The organism is Microbulbifer variabilis, assembly GCF_056232115.1.
Genome location: NZ_CP174325.1, coordinates 4,725,077 through 4,750,343 on the forward strand (window position 1 = coordinate 4,725,077; position 25,267 = coordinate 4,750,343).

Sequence of the window (25,267 nt, forward strand, 5' to 3'; positions counted from 1 at the left end):
ACCATCCTACACCCACACTCATAAGCCACTGAAAAATACAAACGTAAAATAACGACAATACGTAACTTACCAGACAAACTGAGCCAGAAACTAACTAATTGTGCACCAAAGTTCCACCATGTAAGAAGATGTGATAACCAGAAGTAGAACAGCAACAACGTGGACATATAGAATTGACTCGCTTACTAAAAAGTAAGCAGTATCTTTTGTTGAATCTGCCTGGTCAGCATCATCGATCAGTACTTTTAAATATATAAATGGGTAATCAATATGGAAGTTGAACTTAGCACTAAAGACGGGACTTTAGACCCCCAAAATCCAAACCCTGCTCCAGTAGAAGCCAAGTACACACCTGACAACCCTCCCACTGGATGGAGCTACATTAATTACAAGAATCAACCGGGCGGAGGATTCCAATGCCCTAACTGCAATAGGGTTGAAGACGGTGCAGATGTAGATGGGCATAGCTGCAACTGAGTGGAAGTTATTTAGGGCAAAATACTATTTTTGTCCTAAATATACATTAATATTTCACATGCCAGCTATAGAACTAAAGCGATTATATTTGAGACCACTTATTAATATAAGACCTCAGACAGTGAGGCTAAAACGAATAATTCAATAGCCCTTTAGCTCCAATACATTCAGATAAAATATAAGCCAAAAACCACCTCGAGAGATAGAAACACGAGAAGCAATAAGAAAGAGGATAAAATATAAATCTTCCCCACCACAAAAAAAACAAATAATTTCCCAGTGAAACAGCCACAAGCCCTCCCCAATTAAATATCTTTACGACTGCCTGGTAATCGATATATAAAATGTAAAAAATATTTATATATTCACAGTCACCAAAAGGTATTTTTAATGCAAAACTAATACGCCATTTAGTACTCTTCTTAATAAAGAGGATACAGGTTGAATTTGGCATGAGGACCAGATACTTACTACTTACTATTACTTTGTTAGCTTTTGCTTTCATTGGGACTGTTTATTTCTACAACAATCAACTTGCTGAAAGCATCAAGTTTAATGCGACTCCTATTTCTGATGAACCAATAGTCAGCAACAAGGGGCTTGAAGACAAAGATACTATCAAAATCCTTATCATCGATGGTGGTGGTATTCGCGGTCTTATCCCTCTTTATGTCCTTCAATATATTGAGGACAAATTAGGTAAGCCTACCAGTGAAATTTTTGATGTGTTTAGTGGGGTATCAACCGGTGCCATCATCGCAACCGGGTTAAATATGCCTCATCAGAAAGACTACATGTTCAAGGATGAAGAAGCAGAGCTTCATTCAAAAAGTGAAAAAATTATTGATATCTATAAAAGCGAAAGCGAATATTTGTTCTCTTCGCCATGGTATCACAAAATCTTAACAGTAAATGGCTTTTTATCTCCTAGATTTCTGGGAGATCGACTACATGAAGTCATGCAAAAGCACTATAGTAGCGAACTGAATTTTAGAGAACTAAATAATTACGTCATTATTCCATCACTCGATATCCATACCGGTAAGCTACATCTATTTAAGAACCGCGGCGAAGATAGTAGCGAATTGCCGACAGACACTCTTTACCAACTGGTAACAGCTGCCGCCGCCGCAGAGACCCTTTTTCCGCCCGTAGACTTTATGAGCCACAATGATGATGTTAAACATCGTTATTATTCAGATGCAGGAATATCAGCAAACAACCCTGCAAGCATTATTCTGCGTGAAATCATCAAAGAGTTCCCTGGAAAAAAATACTATGTACTTGTTTTAGGCGCAGGTACTTCTCCACTAGAAACTATGGAGAAAAATTACCGAGAACTCAAAAATTGGGGAAGATTGAATTGGATGCAGGATGCCATATCCAATGTACAGAGATCAATGGATGACCAACAAATATACACACTTGACATAGCAAAATCGCTTGCTCCTGAAGGCCAAATAGAATTCAACTATTTGAATGTTGAAATTATTGACCCCTTTGTAGATCCATTCGATTACAAATCAATTGACAAGTTGAAAATATTATCAGAAAGACTTATTAACGATAATAAAGAAGAAATTTGCCACGTTCTCAAGCATCTTGGTGGGGAGACATAACAATACCTAGCTCCCTACTTCAAGATCTATTTCCCGGCGCAAGGGTTTGCCAGCAGACTTTGATTACCGTTCAGTTAGCCCGTTAAGCTAACTTTAACCTATAAAACACTGCGACCAACACCAAAAGCTCCCGCACTAAAGGTTGGACATTAACTATCCAGCAAATAGTCATTCTTCAAAGGTGTAATCTGCTGATATTGATCAAGGCTCTCACGTAATTTATCGTTATATTGGTACAGACTGAATGGTCATATATTGAATAAATTTCCAATAAGGAGTCTATGCTATGGCAGTTCGATTGGGAGATGGCTATGCGGCTTATCGTTTCAGGCCGGAGTGTACTTGGGTAACCGGCACCAATGCAGGAGAATTAAGATCTGACGGTTATGGCTCCTGTGTAGGACTGGTACTTTATAGTGGCGCTCCCAGAAAGATTGGGGTAGTCGCTCACTTCTCTGGTTCAATGCAAGCTCCACAGGTAAGGGATGATACCTTTGAGATAATGGCAGCGGTGTGCCCTATTGCACCGGGAAGAAAGTGGAGAGGATGGGTGTTTGGCGGCGTATCTCTAAATGGCAACTCTTCGCACCAAACAATGAGTGGGAACGGATCCAGCCTAAGACATACTCAAGCCCTGATTGATGTGGTACGTGGAGTACTGGATTTTAATCGAATGTTTGATGTTAATTTTAATATCTCTAACCTGGAAAAATTTAATTTTAATAGTCAGGGAGTCTTTACCGAAATGTCCCTACGCCAAGGTGATACCTATGTTGGACACCAAGGTGTGAAGCTGAATCTCGCGACTGGAAGAGTTACCTGGGACGATCGTAATCACGGGTCAGGTAAGTCAAAAAGTAAAGAGATGGTGAATTCTATGTTTTGATCATTAAGGTTAGACCTGACTGGTGGTGCCACTTACCTGCCAGGTCTAACTCACTCGGCTTAGAGGATCATATTTAGCCTTAAGGGTGTTGTATTTCAGATCCGGCCTAACTCTATTCTTATCCCCCCTCTCCCCTACCGTAACCCTTACAGAGCTCGACATAAGAGCGAGATGATATTACTAAATAAAAAACTCCTGATACCATCAGTACCAGCCAAATACTTGATACAAAATATAGAGTCCATAAATAGGCTAAGAATGGTAACGTGAAAAGCGCTAACTTCCGTACACCCGTACCCGTAATATGTAATGATGCATAAATAGATATCAAAATAGTTAGAGAAGCGCAAACCAGAAGCAGCGATGAAGACTTCATGGTCAACATTATCAGGCTGAGTAGAACAAAAACTATAAGTCCAAACCACCGCATTTCAGGTTCTAGTGCTCCCATGCTGATAGGCGCAGCCATATAGCCAACGACATGATATCCAGTTACAACCACCATAAGTGCTGCCCAGCTATCCGCATTAGCTAGAACAACAGCTGCTAATACCCAATTGACTAGCATGGACCGTCTGGAAATATTATGTATTGGATCTAACACCGCGAGCCAACGAGGCATTTGCCCAACTGTAGCCATCGCGAATAAAATTCTTGATGATGCACCAAGATAAGTATACCCAGAGGCAGAGGGGCTAGTTACGCTGTCAGCGAGTAACACTAACGCTAGAAAATGCAGACCAAGAAGGGTAGCAAGATCTAGAAGTGGAGAGGTAAAGTTCAATCCCCGCCAACCACCAGTCTCAACCAGCAGGTCACGCGGAATCGCCTCCATAAAAGCAAATTGTAACGCAAGATAAACCAGGGTGATAATCACTACTGACAATGTTATAGCCAGTGGAATATTACGTCTTGGCTTCCTAATTTCACTGGCAAATGCAACACTAATTTGAAACCCATTGTATGAATAAATAAGTCCAGCGCCAATGATGGCAGAAAATGCACTACGAAAATCAAACTGCTGATTGTAAGAAAGGGAGAAATTTGAGCTGGTTTGATTACTGGTAAAAACCACAATGAGAAGCACAGTAAGCGCAAATAATGGAGTAAAAATCTTCAGTACAGTGACTACATTATTAATTTTAGTAAGCCAACGAATACCGTAAAAGTTAATTAACAGATAAACAGCTAAAATACTGAGTGCAAGTACCTTCCCCCATATAGTAAGAGTATGATTTTGTATTAGTATCGCAGAACCGATAGCAGATGATAGATACTGTGTTGTAGCCTGTGCTTCTGTAGCCACAACCATCAAGATACCAAACCAGTTCGCAAAAGCAAAAGGCATACCAAAGATGCTATTGTGCGAAAGGGCACTAGCTTGGGCCAAGGCTCCACGCACTGGGTAAGTCGCCACAATACGAGCAAGGCAAAGCCCTACCATCAAGACCAACAGAGCAGCAAGTATCCATGCCGCAAAAGCCCAATTACCTGCATATTTCGCCGTTAATTGAGCACTAAACAACCACCCTGATCCTATCATACAGGTGGCACTGAGTAATGTTGCGCTAAAAAGCGAAACTTTTTTCTTGCCACGCTTGGTATGATGCATATCGCTGATTTGTGTAAAATAATGAAATAAGAACAGTTTACAGTTTCACTATGCAATGACAAATGCACAGACTAACCTTTTCAGTACCAGCAAAAATAACCAGGTCTTTATCCGTCATCAAAAGCATTTTAAGGGCGTATATATCATCTAAATTCACTCAAGGTTAAACCTTATCCCTACCTTTCAGCTAACACGTTCCATACACAATTAGTTAAACGGTAGAGCTTCAGAGGGAATAGCTTCTCGCTCCTATTGCCATCACAGCTTAATCAAAATTAATCCTCAAAGTAAGCAACATCTATAGCGCGTCCCCATATATAAAAACTTTTTAAGATCTATGAGTCTGAAATATTATATTTTTTCTTCACACACTCCCGAAAGGTTCCAAAGTTAAAGGGACCAGGAACAAAGACTGGCTTGCATATAACAGAATTTCCCTTAACCCAGTAAGGTGTTCCTGCAACAATTTTGGTATCAATAGTGGCTTGAAAAATTGGTGCACCAACTACACCAACCGCTTCAGGGGAGGGGTTTTTCGGAAGTGAATTAAAGAACACATCAGCCTCTCCATCCCTGATTGCTTCATAACATTCCTTTATATCAAGCTGTCGTTTAGTGACAACCACATTCTCTGGAAAATACTGATTTGCTGTTTGAGTTGAAAGGTTTCCAGTACAAATTCTTATACTTGGATTAGACTGCAAATCGTCAATGGAACTAACTACATAGGGAGAGCCAACAGGTATATGAATAAACTGGCCAGAACTAATAATGGTGCATGTTGACCGACGCCCCTTCAGCCTGCGCAGATTTTCAGACTCACCACCTTTTGCATTAAACTGGCCTATAATATCAACGATGATACCTGGGTTATTAACGAATTCGAACATCTCGTAGACTTCACTAAACGGGCTAAGGTTTGTACCAAAGATCCCATCCTGTAAGGCAGAAGTTGTATTGAAAGGAAATGGAATTTCAATAGAATTTACCTCTATCTGCTCCACACTGTAATGCTTGGCAATTTCTCTGAGTATTTCTACAAAAATATCGTCAAGTATGCTTGAGCCATACATACCATTATCAAACCAATCAGAAGTACTAGCTCCAGAACTAATAAACCAGGGCATTCCAGCTATATACCCACGGCGTATTTGACCTGAAGACAATATCTTGGCAAATCGTCCCCTGGGCTTGGCGGGAAAGGGAGTGATCTCTGGGTTTGGAAGGCAGTCAGCTTGATTTACAATGTAATCTGTTGCATCAATTACTCCTGGAATCGGCTCAGCAAAGTCTTGGATTATTTTTCGATATTTACCGCTATTAATAATTCTTACCCAAGCAGCGTCAAATGCGTCAACTAACTGATCGTCGCCATCTACTTTTCTACTAGAGCCGGCTTGAACCTGGCTAACAAATAAAAGAGATGCTAATAAAAATATTTTCAGGAAAATATGGTTGTTCATAGTGCGGCCTATTGGTGATAGATAATCGATTTCTGCAATTGCTGCACATTATTTAGCTCACCATCCCAAAAAGTGCTAACCAAGGGTGCAAAATACTCAGGTAAGTACACCTTTTACACTCTCTGTGACTATACGTTCACGGTATTCAGAGTGCCCCACAATTACCAGCTCACTTTTTTGGTTTATTTAATAAGAAGCCACCCATCTGAAGTATCAGTCACCACGCTAGAAGAGTAAAAAGAAATACCTCTGAAATTTCATACACAAAACACCGCATCTAGTGGTGCTCAAAGAGCTCTTTAATATTTATAACTAATGAAGGATAAGCTTGTAGATGAAACATACATCTAAAAGTCACAAAGCAATATTACTTCTCTAATCGAACACCACTACAATGAGTTTGAACCAATCAGGTGGCACAATGAAAACTTGGCGATCAACAATTATATTTTTCCTACTAATCTTTGTTTTCGGCATCACCGCCTATATTTACAATCATCATTTTACTGAAAAGATAAAATTCAACAGAACCCCCCGTTACAGAAGAAATAATTATCAGTGAGGGTCGCCTAAAGAAAAAGGAAACTATCAATATCCTAATCCTGGATGAAGGAGGAGTTGGTGGTGAAGAAATCACCAACCTGCCTTCGAACAGTCCCTACCAATTAGTAATCGCAGCTTCTAGTGCTGAAATGTTTTTCCCCAGTTGACTTTATGATCATAAATAGAGATTTTAGCCACTGATACTTTGCCGATGCAGGAGTATCGGCCAATGATCCCACCGCATAATATTACTGGATATCATCGAAGAATTTCCGGATAAAAATTATTATGTGCTGATTTTGGCGCAGGCTCTGCTCCTCTCAGCAGAGTAAACACTAGTTATGAAGAGGTAAAAAATTGGGGGCAGCTACGCTGGTTTCATGACATTATCACGGATATGCAAAGATCGATGGATAACCAGCAACTATACACACTAAAGATTGCCAAACTATTATCTGCCCTGGAAAGGTTGAGTACGATTATTTGAACGTTAAGGTTATTAACCCAACAGTTGGTATCTTTGATTATGAGTCTATAGATTCTCTAAAAATCCATGCCGAGAGATTACTTGAAGCAAACAAAAACTCAAATAGACCAAGCTGTCAAACAGCTTAAGCAAAGATCTGAGTAGCTAAACCTTTTCACTCCATCTCTTATCCTCTAAAAGGAGCAACAAGATTCACTGCCTTTTTGAATCGGAGGGCATGGAACTGACCCATAGGAGCAAAATACACAGCAGTCACCTTGCTTGGGGCTTAATAATTTCCCACACTGCCCGCACTCATAGAACCATTGACAAGCATTAACTGGCATACTTTCTACCTGTTTATACCCACACTCAGGGCAGGTAATCGTAGAAGTTAGAATTTGTTCTCTCATTACCAGTTCTTAGCCTCTCACATGTCTACAGTCGAAATAACAGTTGTCTTGAACTCTTGATAATCACAAAGCTATTTCAGATAACTGCTACCAAGAACCAGTAACTCTATAAAACTATCTGTCAGGAATCACTATCTACCCTTATGAAATTGCGGCAACCTTTAAGGCCTCTGCATTTCGTCGAATAAAATCATTCCATGTAGCAGGCAACCTACCAACAGCTGCCTTGAATGCGGCCTCATCAAAAGTCCGATCTGCATTAGGTATTGCGCCAGCTGCATTTAAACGGAACTGATCCCTAATACAGGCCATATAGACAGGATCAGCGCCAGCAGCTACAGCCTCCTCATAAAAGATCTGGGGGTCAAGTGGGCTTAACGCTATTGACTGCCCTACCAAGTCACTCATCATCTCGGCAACCTCAGCCATACTCGCAGCATCATAACCGAGACGCCAGACTTGACCGCTAAATCTATCAGGGCTTTTAAGGGCTGCAGCCGCGATTGCCGCTACGTCACGAGCATCAACCCAACTCCAGCGAGCATCACCGATTAGGTTGGTTAAACTGCCATTTTGCAGCCACCCAAAACTAATCAGGTTTTGCATAAAGCCCTCGGGACGTAGATGGGTATACCTAAACCCTTGCTGCTCAATATAAGCTTCTATCATCTGGTGCCACCCCCAATGGGAAACCTCGGCGGTATCAGCACCAGAAGCGCCGATATGAACAATATGATCAACTTTTGAGCGCCTTGCAGCATCAATAACACGTTTCGAGTGCTTCAACATATCTACGGTGTAACCGGTCATCAAGAGAATTCCGTCGACACCAACTACTGACTTCTCGACTGTAGTCATATCATCAAGATCAAGCTGAATTGGCTCCGCGCCAATATCAAGCATCGACTGCGCCTGATCATCCCGCCGGATAGCAGCAACTGTTTGGATATCCGGGTACTTGACTAAAGAATAAACGACTTCCGCACCTACTTTCCCAGTAGCACCAATAACGAGGAGGCGCCTCTTCTTTTGATTACTCATTAAAGTACTTTCCCCTACTTTTGTTACTTTTCATTAGACTACCCACTTTTGTCATCTGATATCGCTAGGCTAAATCATGAAATAAGAAAACCTGAGTAGACTAATTAAAGCGTATTGTAATATGGGGAGATATCTATCTACGCCAGAGAAGTGGGGTAACATCCTGTCCTGCAAATCACTTGACCTATGGACTTCTCTTTCAGCTAATATAATCTAGTAGCTATTACCAACCTACATAAAATTGATAATCTGGCGCCTTAATACTCGCTCCAATAAGCTTCTATCCTTCCTAAATACGCTTCCTATCTTAAACGGCCTTCTCAAAGTTTAGCGAATGAATCTAAGATTTCCCCAGATTAGTAGAACTTAATTGTTAGCCGTCAATCTAATATAATAATTTTGTACATGCACTAATTCTCTTACTCAATCTACAAAAATGCTTCTTAAATTAAGATAGAGGGGGCCGATGAAAATACTGATTTTATTATCAGCACTCTGTATCTACTTCATAAGTAACACAGCCTCTAGCGAAATACTGAACAATAAAATAAAAGATTCTAACTTTAACTCACTGAAATCTGTTACTGAGCGCGCAATCGCCAACTCTGCTTTTTTCAGCGAAGATATACTTCAATTAATAAATAGATCCAATTTTGATTTTAAGGAGTCAAGTGAATCTGCACAAGTCCACCTATACATTGATAGCACTTCGGCATCTATTATCACTAAGAAATCTCAAAGTAATTCAGATTTTTTGGATATTACGATCAGAGCAGCTGACGCTAATTATCACATTAAGCTTAACAACCAAAAACCCGAGTACATTATTTCCGGGCATGGATCAAAAATTGATATTGAAGGGAAATTATTGCTTTGTATTATTGTCGGAAAAATGGAATTAAAAGGATGGCAGAAATCTGAAAATTTATACAAATCTGCATCATATAAGATTGCGAACTGGTTCTCTGAAATGCCTACTGGCATGGTAATTTATACTATTGATTCGATAAAAAAAGACAATAAAAAGTAAGAAATGCTGGTATGTCAATAGCAAGGTTGCCTGGCCCTTACCTCAAGACTATTTATATTCACTGAGTTTAGTAGGATTTCTTCCCGAAAATTCTACAATCTTGGCCAAAATATTTGCGAGCACTGGTCTTTTAGGGCCCACTCAAAAGAACTTAGAGCATATGTGCCGCTACCTTACTATCAATTCATTAAAGCAATGAGCCACTTAACAGTCGATTAACTTTGCGATACCAACCAAGTTTGGGGCTCTTTATTTTTGAGCGTTTTTTGACGACAATCAATAAACCCTTTAACGACTCAGAGAATAATAATGAAGGATTTTTTGATTGTTGGCGGTGGCCATAACGGCCTTGTCTGCGCCTGCTATTTAGCCAAAGCGGGAAAAAAAGTAACAATTCTTGAGCGCCGGACTATTGTTGGCGGAGCTGCAGTTACTGAAGAGTTCCACCCAGGATTCAGAAACTCGGTAGCGAGCTACACCGTGAGCCTGCTCAACCCGAAAATCATCGAAGACCTTCACTTGCGTGAGCATGGCCTGGACATCAAGTTACGGCCACAGTCAAACTTTTTCCCACTTACAGATAGTGAGAGTCTCTCCTTCCATAATAATCTGGCAGATACACAGACAGAGGTCGCCCGCTTCTCAGAAAGGGATGCAGCCACTCTACCCGACTTTTATGCCATGCTGGAAACCGTAGCGGATATTTTACGTGAAGAATTGCTACGCTCTCCCCCCAACGTGGGTGGCGGGTTTGTAGATTTGATTCGCGCTGGTAGCTTTGGCATGAGAGCGAAAAAGCTCAGTATGGCAGCTCGCCGGGATGCACTCGACCTGTTTACCAAGAGCGCTACCAGCGTGCTGGATGCCTGGTTTGAAAATGACCATGTCAAAGCAGCATTTGCCTTCGATTCTATTGTCGGTAACTATGCCGCTCCCAGTACTCCCGGCTCCGCTTACGTGTTACTGCACCATGTGTTTGGCGAGGTTAATGGTGAGAAAGGCGCTTGGGGTCATGCCATGGGCGGCATGGGTGCTATCACACAAGCCATGCGTAAAGAGGCTGAGCGCCTGGGGGTCACTATTCGCACAGACGCCGAAGTTAAAGAAGTCCTGGTTGATGGTGGTCGCGCTAGCGGGGTGCAGCTAAGCAATGGAGAGACCGTAACCGCCGGCAAAGTAATTGCCAATGTTGGCCCTAAACTACTCTACTCCCAGATGATTGACGAACAACACCTAGAGCCGGAGTTTCGTCGCCGTGTGCGCGGCTTCAAGGTAGGGTCCGGAACCTTCCGTATGAATGTGGCGCTGTCTGAACTACCAGATTTCACTTGCAAGCCCGGAACTCACTTACAGCCACACCATCAATCTGGAATAGTCATTGGCCCCACCATGGATTACTTGGAGCGGGCCTACGTGGATGCGACACAATACGGCTGGTCGAAGCAGCCCATTGTAGAGATATTGATACCCTCTACCATCGACCCCTCCTTAGCCCCCGAGGGCCACCATGTCGCCAGCTTATTCTGCCAGCAATTTGCTCCAGAACTGTCGGACGGCAATAGCTGGGACGACTACCGCGAGCAAGCGGCACAAACCATTGTCGATACCGTCACTAACTATGCTCCCAATTTCCGTGACGCCATCATCGCCCGGCAAATTCACTCACCTCTGGATTTAGAGCGCAAGTTTGGCTTGATGGGTGGCGATATATTCCATGGCGCCCTGGGGCTGGACCAGCTTTGGAGCAACCGCCCCTTTATGGGTTTTGCAGATTACCGTACGCCGATTCAAGATTTATATCTCTGTGGCTCCGGCACTCACCCTGGAGGTGGGGTTACTGGAGTGCCTGGACATAACGCTGCAATGGAGATTCTGAAAGATAGATGAGACTGGCTCGCACTGATCTTATGAACCCAGTGCGGCCACTATTTATAGAGTGTTCAGGCCAAGGTTTACCACTCAAGAGATCAGCTGGTATATACGTTATTTGAATGAGTCCCTGCACTTGCTGGCAAGTGCAGGGACCATAATGGGAGAGCGCTGACAGCCTGTATGATCTATGTCTACCTGGACTACTACACAGCAGCCTTATAAGACTATGGTTGCGTCAAGCTAACGAATACTGATGGCATGGTGAGTTACCCCACCATACCAACAGCCGTCCCAGTAAACAAAACCCAATCTAATTAAAGATTCAGTTACTGTAGCGAAATAGCAGTCAACTCAGAGCCAGCGATATACAGGGTTCCGTCATCACCAAGACTTAAGTGCCCGGAAGATTCAAAACTCCAGTCCAGCTCCTGAGTACCTATATTAATGGCATAAGTATGTGAGGAATCTCCAACAAAAATATGCGTTCGGGTTACCACAATATTTGAAGTTAACAACGTTGGCGCCTCCCAGGCCCACACTTCGCTGCCATCTTCTTCATCGATAGCCTTCAGAATGCCAGACTGCAAGGCATAAATAACTCCACCACTAGAGGATGGCTGCCCGGAAAACCCAACAGAAGTTTTCTCCCACAAAATATTGCGTTCATCCAGATCAAATACAACTAAAGAGCCCGATTGAATTGCCACAACATTATTATACCTAGTCAAAACTGTGGCCACATTTACATCGTATCCTCTCCAGTCAAGATTAGGATATTCAATCTTATAGGCTAATTCACCAGAATCACGATAAAAAACCTGTAGATCAGTAATAAATGCATATACATACTCTTCATCTACAGCTGGGGTAAAATCTTGATAATGATCTGTTGATGTAAACCAGGACTCCGATCCATCACTCAGATCAAATGAGTAAAGTCCTCCGTAATACCCCCCCGCAGTATAAATCCCTCCATCATATACAGTTGGAGACATATAAGTTGTCCACTGATTTTCATATTTAGTAGCAAACAATAGTGAGCCATCATCTATGTCAAGCCCTCGTATAAAGGAATCCCCATGACCACCAGTTTGAAAAATGACTTTTCCACTGTCATAAGCTGGGGGGTTTATAGAATGTATACCATCATAAACGCGCTCCCATGCCAAATCTCCCGTGCTTGTATCCAGGGCAACAATTCTATGCTCAGCAAAATAGGAATCATTAGATGCGAAGACCTTACCATCAGCCACCACTACCGGGTGTAACTTCGTCATATTAGGTAATGTCACGGACCAATGGTGAGAGAAATTATCTACATCTAGCTGTAGCGGTGTATAACCAGTATGCGCTGCTCCGCCTTGATATGTCGCCCATACCACAGGTAAGGGGTAACTATTGCTATCAATAGGTGAAGTGTCTGAGAAGAACTCTTCAAAATTTGTAAAAGAATCAAAATCTTCATCATTTGCTGCATCGTCAGCATCAATGGGGTCTAGCGCATAAAGCACTTCCCATCCATCCCGCATATGATCGCCATCAGTATCAGCAATAATTGGGGATGTACCATAGGTATTCGACTCTTCAAAATCCGAAAGGAAATCACCATCTGTGTCTATATCTATTGGGGAAGACCCCAAGGTATATTCTTGCAGGTTGGTCAGGCCATCAGCATCAATATCACCAGCGCTATCATCTGCCAACAAATCCAAACCATACTCAAACTCGTACATATCTCCCATACCATCACTGTCTGTGTCTTCAAGTAATGGATTTGAGCCGAGTTCCTTCACCTCTGTAAAATCAGTAAGCCCATCGTTGTCACTATCTTGCTCCAATAAACTTGTACCTAATTCCACCTCTGCTGCATCAGACAAACCATCAGCATCTGTATCCACAACAAAAGGATTAGAACCATAAATCAACAGTTCATCGCCATCGTTAACGCCGTCATTATCAGTATCAGGGTTGTCCGCATGAGTACCAAAGGTGTACTCTAGCAACGCAGATAAGCCATCCCCATCCAAATCGGAGCCCGCATCAGCAACATTCTTCGGATCTAATCCAAAGCCATACTCCCACCAATCAGGAAGTCCATCACTGTCAGAGTCCCAATCTGGTGTCAGATCTACAAATTTACCCCGCGCATCTAGCTTGGAAAAACTACTTAAGTCTGCCGTGACACGATATAGTCCGTCATATGCTGTAGCAGCGACTAACTCCCCATTACTACGGAGATTTAGATCATTAAAGCTCTGGCCAACGAATAATGTTTTTTGCAAAACCCCACCAGCCGTAAACTGATGTATCTCACCATTCCAGGTAGCTGAAAAAATATTACCAGCCTCATCTACCGCAATTGCCCGGGAAGTTTCAATAGATATGTTGGAGAGCAGAATTCCTGACTCTGGACTGAATTGAGAAACCTGACTGCCACTTAATGCGTAGAGATAGCCATCTGCGCCAACTGTCAGATCTATAAATGAGTCTGCATCTACATAGTTCACAGAACCATTTGCTAAGTCAAACTTCACATACCCTTGACTAGGACTGCCACTCGTTGACTGGTTGGTAACGAAAACTAGTTCACCAACAGCATCTATGCCGCCATAACTCAAATTATTAATAATACTCCAACCAGGCGCTGGATAATGCTCCCAAAGATTTGACTCTAGTGAATATACACTTAAATAAGGCTCAAATGTCCCATTGAAAATCGCTACTCTTCCATCATCCAAAATCACCGCATCTCGTGCATATGTGAAATCACTTCCACTCGGATTAGGGATGTCGAAACTTTTTATTTCACGACCATCGACATCAAGTAAGTAAAGCTTATTTTCAAAAATAGAAATTCCAGAGGCCCCCACTTCAAAAATTGTAGGAAGAGAAACCCCCTTCAGTTCATCAATCAAAATGCCACAATCGTTAGCTGAGGATTCAATCCTCACATCTAATGTATGATAACCCTCAGTAATGGGAACAGATATCTTTTCCCATGATGTTTGGGAGACAGACACACCTAATAATTTCTCACCATTTAGCTCAATAACCAATTCAGCATCATAGATGGAATAGCAGGTAGATCGTGCTTGTAGAGAAAACTCTACAGGGGAAAAGTAATTGGTTGTAGAAATACCCCAACTACCTTCGGTAAATAAGCTAACAACCCCATCACTAGCTGATTGAGTGACAAATTGTGGGCTACCCTGTGAGACCCAGCCCCCCGGCAATTCTTGATTTTCAAAAGAAAAATAGAATTCATCGATTGGAGAGGGTAAAGATAACTCCTCAGTTGGGTCAGAGCCCAAAAGGTACTCGATTAGATTAGAAAACGTATCATTATCCAAATCACTATCGGCATCGGAAGCATCCAACGGATTCAGTCCAAATAGTACTTCCCAGCCATCCGGCATACCATCTTCATCTGTATCACTGTTAGATGGATTGGTAAAGTAAGTGATAACCTCGTCAAAGTCTGACAACCCATCCTGATCCGTATCTGCCATCAAAGGCGAACTGCCGGCTAAGAACTCCTCAAGATTATTTAGGCCATCAGCATCCGAATCCTTCAAGGCATCTAGTTTGTCAGTGTCATCCAAACCATGGGCCAACTCCCACCACATTGGCAAGCCATCGTTATCGGCATCAGATTCATACCGATAATTTACTATATTCAGCTCATTGCCAATTGATTGATGAATTAGTATTACACCATTTTCATCAGCAATAAGGTCTATATAGGTATCGATATCGAGATATTGTTTAAATAGAATTTCTCTAAGATCATGACTGAAAATTGCTAAAAGATATTCCCTATCTACCTTAACCAGGCCAACAGCAACACTCTCGCTCCAGGTGAAATCCTGTAGCTGTATCTCCGCACCCACATCCTCAGATAAAGAGCTCAAATCAAGTGCGCTAACGAGGGGGTTAGCGGGGTACCCCTGGATAACATTCCCCTCTCCAGTCACAAACAATTTACCATCCGGTGATTGCGACAGCCATGCACCTAAAGACTCTCCGAAGTAATAATATTGATACCCGGAAAACTCCTTTCTATCATTATCAATATTAAAGCTATTTAAATCTCCATAAGAAGAATAATGATAAAACCGGCCGGTTTCCTCCACGTAAAACAGCTCCTGTGAGCTGCTTACCCAATTGTAACTATCCCTAATCACAAAGCTTTTATTAAGCAAGTGATAATTCAAATAAGCGCTACCTGAACCACCTCCAGCAACTGCCACATAGAAATCACCAGCACTTATTAATGCTTCCAGATTACCCTCAAACGAGGCCACTTCCTGGTTTTTTATAGGTAAAGTTTCACTAAACTCAAGAAGTTTACCATTCTCAAAACCAACCAATATCGAAGATGAATTGTCGACATTAATAGACAGCGCCTTACCGTTGCTCTCAAAGTGCCCCAAATGTAAAGGATTTAAATATTTACCAGCTACCGTATCCCACTTCCAGATTGAGCTGGAATTGTCATCCAGTAAATAAAGCACGTCTCCTCTTCGAGCAACATCATCTACATTTTTGACCTGCACTTGCCCTTGAATATCACAAACACCATTTATGCCATGCTCTGCAAGGTAGCAGGCTGAATCCAGAGGAAATAAATCGAGGCTTAAACTAGATTCTCCCACAGACGGATCATACCCATCATTCCATGAGTCGGGCGCGCCATCGAGGTCAGAATCTACTGATGCAGCCCTATCGTTTGGAAATGCATCTTCTCTATTCGGAACTCCATCGCCATCTATATCATCCAACAGCTCAACGAGCTGATACTTTCGGCCATGATTTTCAGTATAAGTAATGACTAAGGCCACTTCATCTAACTGTACTAAGCCCTCAGGAAGCCCTGTATAGGTAGCAGAAAAAAACGCCTCAAAATCATTATTGTAAGCAACTAAAGAGCTTCTATTATTAGTAACAGACGCTGATAGGGTTACAATCACACTACTATCGGAAAACCCATAATCAAAACTAGTTACTGGAGAACCAATAAAACTCAAGTCACTGGCTTCGTAATAATCACCACTACCAAGCAGTACTCCATTACCACCGTTCACAATCAGAATGGGGCCTCTGATAGTGTAATCACTATGGTAGGGAGATTCCCCTTGGACACCTATAGCGCCGCTCGACTGAGAGATTTCCTCAAAATGTATATCATTAGGGGACGTGCCATCTCTAAAATGATAAATCCGGCTATTTACGTCGTTCCAAGCGTAATAATGAGAATACCTATTCCAATCCTTGCTATCTAATAAATTTCCATCCTTAGACAAGACATGGTGTGAGTACCAAGCTCCCTGATTATCTTGAAGCAATAAATAATTACCCGCCTCAGCCAGTCCAGTTGCACCAACAGGCATTTGAATGAGGTCAACTATCTTTTCAGGTGTATCAATTGAAAAATATCGGATCCAGCCGTCACTATAAGCAAGATATACTCTCTTGTGCTCATCATGGTAACGTACAACCTGGGGACTTTGATCATCAACTACTAGATCAAGTTTTCCAGTGAAGTTTTGGGTCTCTAAACTCCACTGGTAAAAATTGTAAACCCCATTTTCAGAGAAGCTGAGATATATAACACCATTCGCATCAGAAAATACTTCATCCAAAGCTAGTGTATCGGTCAGAGTAGCGAAACAGGTCTCCCCATCACCTTCATTTATCCGGGAGCACAACGCATCAAGATCGTAATGGTCAGCATTATCACCAACTCCGTCACCATCCAGATCTGATGACTCTGTTTCATCCCAAGGGAATGCGTCGTTCTCGTTTTCTACGCCATCATTGTCGATATCATTGTCAACGTCATTGGGGGTACCATCCCCATCTAAGTCGGCTCCGATAGCTTTGATAATGGAGTATTTTGGTTTATCCCCCCAGGCTGAGATCTCTCTTGAACTGTCATATTGGCGTGTTTCATGAATAAGGAGCTTAACTAAGCCACCAACTTTGAGAGGAGTCTCAGCGTCTGAAGACTCGGGGTCAAAGGTGTTGGGCACAGGTAGCTCACCAACGTTCAGCCTGGACAAAAAGTCGTAATTATCTTGTATTGCCTGCGTGGTATTTGTATCAAGACCTTCGGCAAGGCCATCTAACGCCCCATCTGTTAGATCTGAAACTAACAACTCCAGTACTGTTGAAGTGCTTATATCTGTCTCGTTTTTAAGAGCCCACACAAGAGACGCGGTAGCTTCAGAAGCGGTACGGTAGCTCAAAATATCATCAAGATCGGCCTCATTCCCAAAAGCCACTGGTGGCGTATGAAAAAGGTCTACCTTATCTAGCAGCTCAAAGCCTAACTGACTTTTAACAATCAGAGATTGAGATATCAAAGCATCGGTCAATCCCTGCTTATCTTCGATATTTCCACGCCGGATCAGATCAACTACGATGGTTGTTAGCGGTGTTGCGAAGATATCTTTAGATTTCTCGAGAGCTTCAGATTCAACAATTGTCGACAGGCCAGGAAGGATTGGGGCCATTCCTGTCGTTAGGTCTACCGTGGCATCACTAGCCAAAAATTCAATTAGATAGTAACCATTACCCGGAAGATCTAAGCCTCCCTCAGTGAATTTACCTAACTCTGTGGTTTCACCTCTCGCTACAATATCCCCCTTTAAGTCCGCCGCCTCAAAAGAAACTTCATGAATCCTATAATTGGCAAAACTTAGGGGTCCCTTTACGGCTGCCCCTGAAAGTGAATACGTCACGGGTGGGGGGGCTGGTGGCTCGGGTTCAGGTGAAGAGTCACTGCCTCCTCCCCCTCCGCAACCTAATAAGACCGCAGTGAGACCTGCCAGTACAAGCTTTAAATTAAATGCCGTTGTTCGCGATCCCATATCACAATCCTTTTCAATCACTCAGCCTGCATACTTGGTGCGATAGTACTTGAGCTGTATAAATCGAGGCCTTTTAGCCACTGTGCGATTCTTTACAATAAGCGGGCGCGAATCATATACGGCTATTAAATGAACTGCAAAACCAAACCTGGAATACAATACCTTATATCACTATATCTCCCGCTGTGTGCGAAGGGCATTCCTCTGCGGTAGGAGGGCCAAATCCGGGAAGAACTGTGAGCACCAGCGTCAGCGAGTTGAAGATAGAATGCAAAAAGGGCCGAGATCTTTACTCTCGATATCGCAGTCCCAATTACCACTCGATCCAGAAACGTATTCACGCTGCAATCTCAACCGAGCAACCCACCTCTGGTGGGCAAGGAGCGCCGGGATGCCCAAAGGCTTACCTTTTCAGCTGAGCCGCTATTTAAAGCCAGTAGACTGGAGGGGCTGGCAACTGTAACCGAATAAACCAAGGATGCATGGGTTAAGGATTGCCAGCGCTTTCTTTTCCCACCGCTAAACTCAGAAAATTCATCAAGGACTACTATCTTGCTTGTGTGGCTCTTTGCCTAAATTCCTATCAACTGTCCGATGAGCGGCTATCGTGAGTTGCATACCGCCTGTTTCTGCGCAGAACCTCTGACAACCAATTAAATGATGTAAGCGTTTGACTCCCACCTCAGTACTCTCCAATTGGTGGGTATCCAACATCGTTGCAGCTCTGATTATGAGTTATTGCACCATGTATTTGGTAAGGTCAATGGTGAGAAAGGCGCTTGGGGTCATGCCATGGGTGATATGGGTGATATAGGTGCTATCGCCCAGGCCATCTGTAAAGAGGCTGAGTATCTCGGAGTCACCATTCGCATAAAAGCTGAAGTTAAGAAGGTGTTGATTGATGGTGGTCGCGCTACCGGAGTGCGGCTAAGTAGTCGGGAAACCATTACAGCCATTATAGTAGTTACCAATGTTGACTCTAAACTGCTCTATTCCCAGATGATTCGCGAACAACATCAGGAGACTGAGTTTCGCCGCCGTGTGCGCGGTTTCAGGGTAGGCTCCGGGACCTTCCATATGAATGTGACGCTGTATGAACTACCAGGCTTCACTTGCAAGCACGGAACTCACCTACAGCCACACCATCAACCTAGAATAGTCATTGATCCTACAATGAACTACTTGGAACAGGCCTAAGTAGACGCGAGAAAACACGGCTGGTCGAAGCAGCCCAAGCCACCCGGGAAGTGGGGTTACTTAAGTACCTAGTCATAACACTGCAATGGAAATATTAAGAGATAAATAAGAATGGCCTGCGAATGCGGGCCATTCATAGCATGAGATTTAGTTTCAGTAAATGAGTTAAGCTCAACTTCGAATTCAAACGTTTCAAAGAGTCTTGTTTAGCTCCACTACAACTAATGCATAATAACTCTGAAACAGTAAAGGGTATCCACTGAAACGCCCCCGCTATTAACTCTCCAAGCCCTTTTTATTGACTATCCATTGATCAATTAATTGCTCCAATACCATCAGGGGTACAGCGCCGTTGGTTAATACAACATCGTGGAATTCACGGATATCAAACTTATTTCCTAGTTCTTGACGTGCACCTTCACGTAATTCCAGTATTTTCAACATGCCAGTTTTATAAGCCACAGCTTGCCCTGGCATTACGAAGTAGCGCTCAACCTCAGTTATGACCTCAGTTCTCGCCATACCGGTCTTTTCCACCATGTACTCAATTGCCTCTTTCCGACCCCAACGCTTGTGATGTATGCCGGTATCCACCACTAAACGTACAGCCCGAAGCATCTCATCTTGCAATCGTCCAAGATCATCATAAGGATCATCTTGAAAACCCATCTCTTTTGCTAGTTGCTCAGTATAGAGAGCCCAGCCATCTGAATAAGCAGTATTTGATACTGCCTTAAGAAAAGTTGGCAGCTCCTCTAGATCCTGCGCAATCCCTTCCTGGAAATGATGCCCTGGAACTGCCTCATGGTAAGCTAAAGTTCGCATGCTGAATTTCTTGGTTTCATGAACATCGCGCAGGTTCACATAAAATACTCCTCCGCGTGAGCCATCAATTGCTGGGGGCATATAGTATGCTTTAGGTGCACCCTGCTCTTTGAACTCTGCTATTCGTCGAACCTCTACTCTCGCTGTCGGTTTTAAATTGAAATAGTCATCAATACCTTCATTAATTTCATTAATTATCAATTGGTAATCTCTGATAATCTGCTCGCGTCCTTTATCAGAATTTTCATAAATAAACCGAGGGTCATTATTGATTGCTGAAAAACGATAATTGATACTACCTCTATCAAGACCAATAGAAGCAAAGATCGTATTCATTTCCTCCTCTATGCGTGTCACCTCCTTCAAGCCAGTATCATGCAGCTCATCAGGAGTCAGATTTGTAGTGGTATGAACACGTGCTTGATAGGCATAAAACTCATCACCTTCCGGAAGAGCCCAAACTCCATGGCTCCCTGTAACTTTAAGCTGCAATTCTCGATAATAGGCGATCAAGCTTACGTAAGCGGGGTAGACCTCGGTTTCTATTAGTATCTTTCCCCTATCAAGGATACGTGTACGCTCATGGTCTGGTAGAGTTTCAAGCACACTCAGGCGCTCTTCCAGAGAGGTATAGAGTATGTTTTCTTGAGCTGGAACATCAATAAATCCTTGCATTTCCTTCAACACACGATCAATTACAAAGCGCGGAGGCAGGATCTTTTTTTGTTCCCGAATTCTTAATCCATCTAATACCTGAGAGAATTTTCTATCCACTTCACTTAAGCGAGAAAGATAATAATCAGCCTCTTTGATACTATTAATCTGATGCAACTCAACAAGAAATTCCGGCAGCTTATTTTGAACACCAAACATCTGATTGAGAGGATAGTTATGATGTTTCCAACGATCTCCCTCTACCATGCTTTCCAGGTAGTACTCAAAAATATCATAGGAAATTGCCTGTCGATCATTGAGACTAGATCGATCATACTTCCTTAAAGTAGATAGCTCATCCTTAACTATCTGAAGCTTATGTTGTACCATCTTTTCAGAAATATCATCAAGATGGGCATTGTGGCCATCAAATCCAAATTGTTCAAGAATCCGTAAAATTGACAGCGTTTCCAGGCTGGTACTTTGAATTTTGATGAATGCTCTTTCAAAATACACATTTATAGCCCAAGGCTTAAAATAAATCGCATTGGCCGCAAAGGCTGAAACTCCAACCACCCCAATCAATAGAGCTCCACCAAACCATTTGGCTGTTATTTTTATCATTATCGACCCCTCTTACTTTAGATCGCCATTGTCACCATGCTAATAAGTGAAGTACAACCATTTGAACCAAGCAAAGCGTCGAACAAACTGAATTAGGCGATAAAATGCACATTGCAGACGCATCAAGTCAGGGGCGCCACTCCTTAAGGAAAATCAAAATTCCTAATTTTTGTGCAAGTTACCATTGCGCTAAGTTGCTATCTATTTACGGAGGACAAGAAAGGAAAACATAAGTTCGTATGAGAGATATGAACATATACTCACCATTAAAATAAAAGTATGACTAGTAAGGATTCAATGGAAGGTACCCAACGATCCCTTAAATTCTAAATAAATGATCATTAACAAAGGTAGAAATTACTTAATTGCAGATCCGGCCATAAGTTACTTGGAGCAGGCCTATATGGATACGATGCAACATGGTTGCTCAAAGTAGCCCATTGTAGAATCGTTAACCCCCTCCATCATTGCCTCCTCTCACGGCAGAACGCCAATATGTCGCCAGCCTATTCAGCTAGTAATTCCTTCCAGAACTGCCTGGCGGCAAGAGTTGGAACAACTTCGTTGCATAAAACTCTCACCTAAATTGCAGAGTCCCAATCTTTGGGCGTACAGAATCATTGTACTCCAGTACCTGCTTTATCCTTCTAAGATAATAAAACTATATATATAAATATAACGATTAAGGTGTGATTTCTGTTCATAGGACAAGCTAAACAGATGACATCAGATTTCAGACAAGCCGATTAATTTAGCATTTCTAAATTATCAAGTGTGACTTTCATAGATTTTATATGGAATTATTGATGATAATTTTTTTCATATTTGTAAAAGTACAACAAGTAATGGTTTCTTAAAAGTCTGACTGAAAGAATATCTTTAATCATTTGTTTAGTATTTCAACAAATATCAGCAGCAGCAGGCTTTTTTAATTCTTCATATAAAGAATGTTAATTATTTCTTGAAATACTTAGAGCGTTCTTTGGTATGAAAACTGGCGCTGGTTAGCTTCTAATTTACAATCATCGAGTTGTAAATATGCACGAAAGTACTATATTATGCGCCCGCACAAGAATTAAGTGTGAAAATAAAAAATGGTCGTACCGCTACTAAACATCTATTAATTTAGAGGGATTAGATATGAATAGAACTCATATTTTTCTTTCACTAGCAGTACTCTCAGGGGCATCATATGCAGATCCCCTTTACAATTTTGTTGAGATAGGCCAAGCCGCAAGTTTCATCAGCGGGCATAATGTTGCCAAGCAGCCGGTAGTAGACGAGACTGCTGTAAAGAAAGAATATACGTTAATAGAGCGCACCTCTTCTTTAAGCGCCATTGCGGTTACTCCAGACGGTAAGCAATATGTAGCAGACGTAGATGAGAAATCGCTTTCATTGCTGGAGCAAGCTATAGCGATTTTTGAGTCTCAAGGCTTGGATGCAAGTGTTTTTTCCTCTAAAGGGCAATTGCCCACTATGGTCGAAGGTCAGGAACGACTGCTACCCACAGTTGTAATAGGCACTGACGACAGAGTTCAAATCACTAATACTGTGCAAAATCCCCACTGGTATAATGGCCGCATTGATGTGGGATGTACCGGTACATTGATTACAGCAAAACATGTCTTGACGGCAGGCCACTGTGTTTCTGATGGTTCCGGCAACTGGTTCAGTTCTCTTGATTTCACGGTGGCCCAATCTGGTAGTTATAAACCCTGGGGCAGTGAAACCTGGACCAATGCTGTGACTACCACCGCATGGCATAATAATGGAGACACTAACTATGACTATGCGATTATTGTATTAGCGGAACCACCTCACAATGGATATTCAGGATGGGGGGTCTATTCGAGCGGAACCCATAGCGTTACTGGATACCCAGGAGATAAGCCATTTGCTACTATGTGGACTGACTCAGGTAGTACATCCTCAAGTACCTATAGAGTGTGTTATACATTAGATACAGCTGGTGGCCAAAGTGGCAGTGGGATTAAAGATACTAATAACACCGTTCGCGGAATCCACACCACTGGATCGCCCTCACAGAACTGCGGAACTCGCTTAACCAGCACAGTGTATACTACCTTGCAGGATTGGATTGCCACTTATCCATAAAGTGAAAATACCACACTCAAGTTCGGAAAAAGGCGCCCTTGGGCGCCTTTGTTAATAATATGAGAATACTTATTCCTTTGATCTTTTTTCTAGGTGCATGCGGGATAATGGCCGATGATGAGCCCGAATGGCATCGTGTGATGGTGAGAGGCAGTCTAAAGACACCTGATCCCGTTTTACGCGAAGTACAGCGCCTGGAACAACTAGGACAAGTAAAAGATGTCGTTATTCTTGAGTCCTACCCACTACAGATATGGTTTAGTTCCGACTTGGAGACAGCTGAAAAGCTGAAATCTCTGTCAGAAAAATACAGCTCGGTACGCTGAGCGTATGCGATTGCTAGATCTATTTCTCTGCCAGTACATCAAGTAATAATAAACCTCTATCAACCGAACCAGTCATACCGATGCTCCATTTATATGCTCAATCTATGATCAATCAGAGGGAGGCATCTCAGGCCTGATCTAATACCTACTTCTTAGCTATTAATAATTCCAGTAAAGAAAAAATACGTGAGCTTAAAGTAATTTATTTAACCTATAGGTGTCCGGGATCAGCTTTTAAACATTGGGTTTACTGAATTTCTTGCAATTAACTTATAAAGCCCACAGTAGGTGGAGCAAAACACCCGCACAGGCCCGCGGGACCGAAGCAACTTGCCTGTGATAGTTATGTTCATTTGTTTGAACCTTCAAGTCTGAGTAAATCTTTTTCTACAGATCTTACCGATCGCTAATTCTTTTTCTGGAACCGCTTATTATGTGTTTATTCATCATACTCAATAAAATCCCATGGGATTTCTTTTTTGAATATTTCAATACATTCTTGCATCAGCTCAAGAGTTACTGACTCTTTGAATACTGTGACAGTGCGGGTTTTCTCCGTATCATCTCGAAATATCTCTATGACAAGTTCGTCGTCTCTATAAATCTCGACACCAATGCCATCTCTTGGATTTACATCGCTAGCTACTACAATTCTATCTTTTGGTTGAGACATCAATACTCCATTGTCAATAGTGCCCGGCTCACCAAGCAAATTTTTGATGGCAAATTTTGTGCGGGTTTTGCACAAAAGGTAACAGTGGCCGGAAGTCAAATTACAGGCACCTGTTATATTTTAATTTTACAATTTCCATGAATCCTTTTAGCTCAACCTCTGCGGGGCCTTGCTCTTTAATACCCTGCATAATTAAGCAGGTTTCATCATCAAGCCAGCTACAGCATTTAGCTTGATCACTGCTTAAATTTACCGAATGAAAACTCATTAAAATAAGCTTGCTTGGAACCTCATGAAAATCGAGTTTGTTACACTCATATAATTCCGCAATTCTGGATGCAACACTATCAAAAGCTTCACTTTCGCATTTAAAATCAAGCTGGGATAAAACCTTATATTGCTTATTCTCATCGTTGGCTAACAAAAGATCCATTATCATTTCATCGGGCTCGTCACATCGAAGATTTTTTTCATCAGCCCACTGCGAAATCTCTCCTGAAAAACATAACGCCCGACTAAGCAGCGAGCTTCGCAGCAGTAAGTCCGGCAGGCGCTG

At 42.2% G+C, this 25,267-nt stretch carries 16 protein-coding genes; 8 read left to right on the plus strand and 8 right to left on the minus strand.

Annotated features, from left to right (window positions below):
* The first annotated feature begins 270 nt into the window (after positions 1-270).
* From ACJJI7_RS21210 to ACJJI7_RS21220, 3 genes are all read left to right on the plus strand, one after another.
* A complete protein-coding gene (locus tag ACJJI7_RS21210) occupies positions 271-477 on the plus strand; it encodes a hypothetical protein (RefSeq protein WP_282953049.1) in 207 nt (68 codons plus the stop codon).
* 452 nt (positions 478-929) lie between these two features.
* A complete protein-coding gene (locus ACJJI7_RS21215) occupies positions 930-2,096 on the plus strand; it encodes a patatin-like phospholipase family protein (RefSeq protein ID WP_444901272.1) in 1,167 nt (388 codons plus the stop codon).
* A gap of 286 nt (positions 2,097-2,382) precedes the next feature.
* Positions 2,383-2,982 carry a hypothetical protein gene (locus ACJJI7_RS21220; protein ID WP_020413282.1) on the plus strand — a complete coding sequence of 200 codons (600 nt, stop codon included), beginning with the start codon at positions 2,383-2,385 and terminating at the stop codon, positions 2,980-2,982.
* Positions 2,983-3,100: 118 nt separating this feature from the next.
* Here ACJJI7_RS21220 and ACJJI7_RS21225 read toward each other — a convergent pair whose 3' ends face one another.
* The 4 genes from ACJJI7_RS21225 to ACJJI7_RS21240 form a co-directional block, all read right to left on the minus strand.
* On the minus strand, positions 3,101-4,594 hold the full coding sequence (locus tag ACJJI7_RS21225) for an APC family permease (protein WP_353376665.1): 1,494 nt from the start codon (positions 4,592-4,594) through the stop codon (positions 3,101-3,103).
* A 335-nt stretch (positions 4,595-4,929) separates the two neighbouring features.
* The gene (locus ACJJI7_RS21230; protein WP_020413284.1) at positions 4,930-6,057 is read right to left on the minus strand and encodes a hypothetical protein; all 1,128 of its coding nucleotides are present in this window, start codon (positions 6,055-6,057) and stop codon (positions 4,930-4,932) included.
* Positions 6,058-7,260: 1,203 nt separating this feature from the next.
* The gene (locus tag ACJJI7_RS21235; protein ID WP_083922721.1) at positions 7,261-7,479 is read right to left on the minus strand and encodes a GDCCVxC domain-containing (seleno)protein; all 219 of its coding nucleotides are present in this window, start codon (positions 7,477-7,479) and stop codon (positions 7,261-7,263) included.
* 141 nt (positions 7,480-7,620) lie between these two features.
* Positions 7,621-8,520 (minus strand): NmrA family NAD(P)-binding protein, encoded by a 900-nt coding sequence (locus ACJJI7_RS21240; protein ID WP_020413285.1) that lies wholly within the window; start codon positions 8,518-8,520, stop codon positions 7,621-7,623.
* Between the two features lie 466 nt (positions 8,521-8,986).
* Here ACJJI7_RS21240 and ACJJI7_RS21245 point away from each other — a divergent pair, with 466 nt between their 5' ends.
* Positions 8,987-9,550 (plus strand): hypothetical protein, encoded by a 564-nt coding sequence (locus ACJJI7_RS21245; protein ID WP_282953047.1) that lies wholly within the window; start codon positions 8,987-8,989, stop codon positions 9,548-9,550.
* Between the two features lie 309 nt (positions 9,551-9,859).
* Entirely contained in the window at positions 9,860-11,437 is a 1,578-nt protein-coding gene (locus ACJJI7_RS21250) for a phytoene desaturase family protein (RefSeq protein WP_444901271.1), read from the plus strand.
* Positions 11,438-11,748: 311 nt separating this feature from the next.
* On the opposite strand, the gene ACJJI7_RS21255 is transcribed toward ACJJI7_RS21250, so the two are convergent.
* Complete coding sequence (locus tag ACJJI7_RS21255; RefSeq protein WP_444901270.1) at positions 11,749-18,315, minus strand: BamB-related PQQ repeat family beta-propellar protein; 6,567 nt, start codon at positions 18,313-18,315, stop codon at positions 11,749-11,751.
* Positions 18,316-18,993: 678 nt separating this feature from the next.
* Between ACJJI7_RS21255 and ACJJI7_RS21260 the strand changes: the two genes are divergently transcribed.
* Positions 18,994-19,491 carry an FAD-dependent oxidoreductase gene (locus ACJJI7_RS21260; RefSeq protein WP_282953041.1) on the plus strand — a complete coding sequence of 166 codons (498 nt, stop codon included), beginning with the start codon at positions 18,994-18,996 and terminating at the stop codon, positions 19,489-19,491.
* Between the two features lie 276 nt (positions 19,492-19,767).
* Here the strand turns inward: ACJJI7_RS21260 and ACJJI7_RS21265 are convergent, their stop codons facing one another.
* On the minus strand, positions 19,768-21,594 hold the full coding sequence (locus ACJJI7_RS21265) for a DUF885 domain-containing protein (RefSeq protein ID WP_444901269.1): 1,827 nt from the start codon (positions 21,592-21,594) through the stop codon (positions 19,768-19,770).
* 1,140 nt (positions 21,595-22,734) lie between these two features.
* Here ACJJI7_RS21265 and ACJJI7_RS21270 point away from each other — a divergent pair.
* On the plus strand, positions 22,735-23,712 hold the full coding sequence (locus ACJJI7_RS21270) for a trypsin-like serine peptidase (protein WP_282953039.1): 978 nt from the start codon (positions 22,735-22,737) through the stop codon (positions 23,710-23,712).
* A 107-nt stretch (positions 23,713-23,819) separates the two neighbouring features.
* Positions 23,820-24,038: a hypothetical protein gene (locus ACJJI7_RS21275; protein ID WP_282953038.1), complete on the plus strand. Its 219-nt coding sequence runs from the start codon at positions 23,820-23,822 to the stop codon at positions 24,036-24,038.
* Positions 24,039-24,477: 439 nt separating this feature from the next.
* Here the strand turns inward: ACJJI7_RS21275 and ACJJI7_RS21280 are convergent, their stop codons facing one another.
* On the minus strand, positions 24,478-24,711 hold the full coding sequence (locus ACJJI7_RS21280) for a hypothetical protein (RefSeq protein WP_282953037.1): 234 nt from the start codon (positions 24,709-24,711) through the stop codon (positions 24,478-24,480).
* 100 nt (positions 24,712-24,811) lie between these two features.
* Positions 24,812-25,144, minus strand: a complete 333-nt coding sequence (locus tag ACJJI7_RS21285; RefSeq protein ID WP_282953036.1) for a hypothetical protein — start codon at positions 25,142-25,144, stop codon at positions 24,812-24,814.
* Positions 25,145-25,267: the final 123 nt, after the last annotated feature.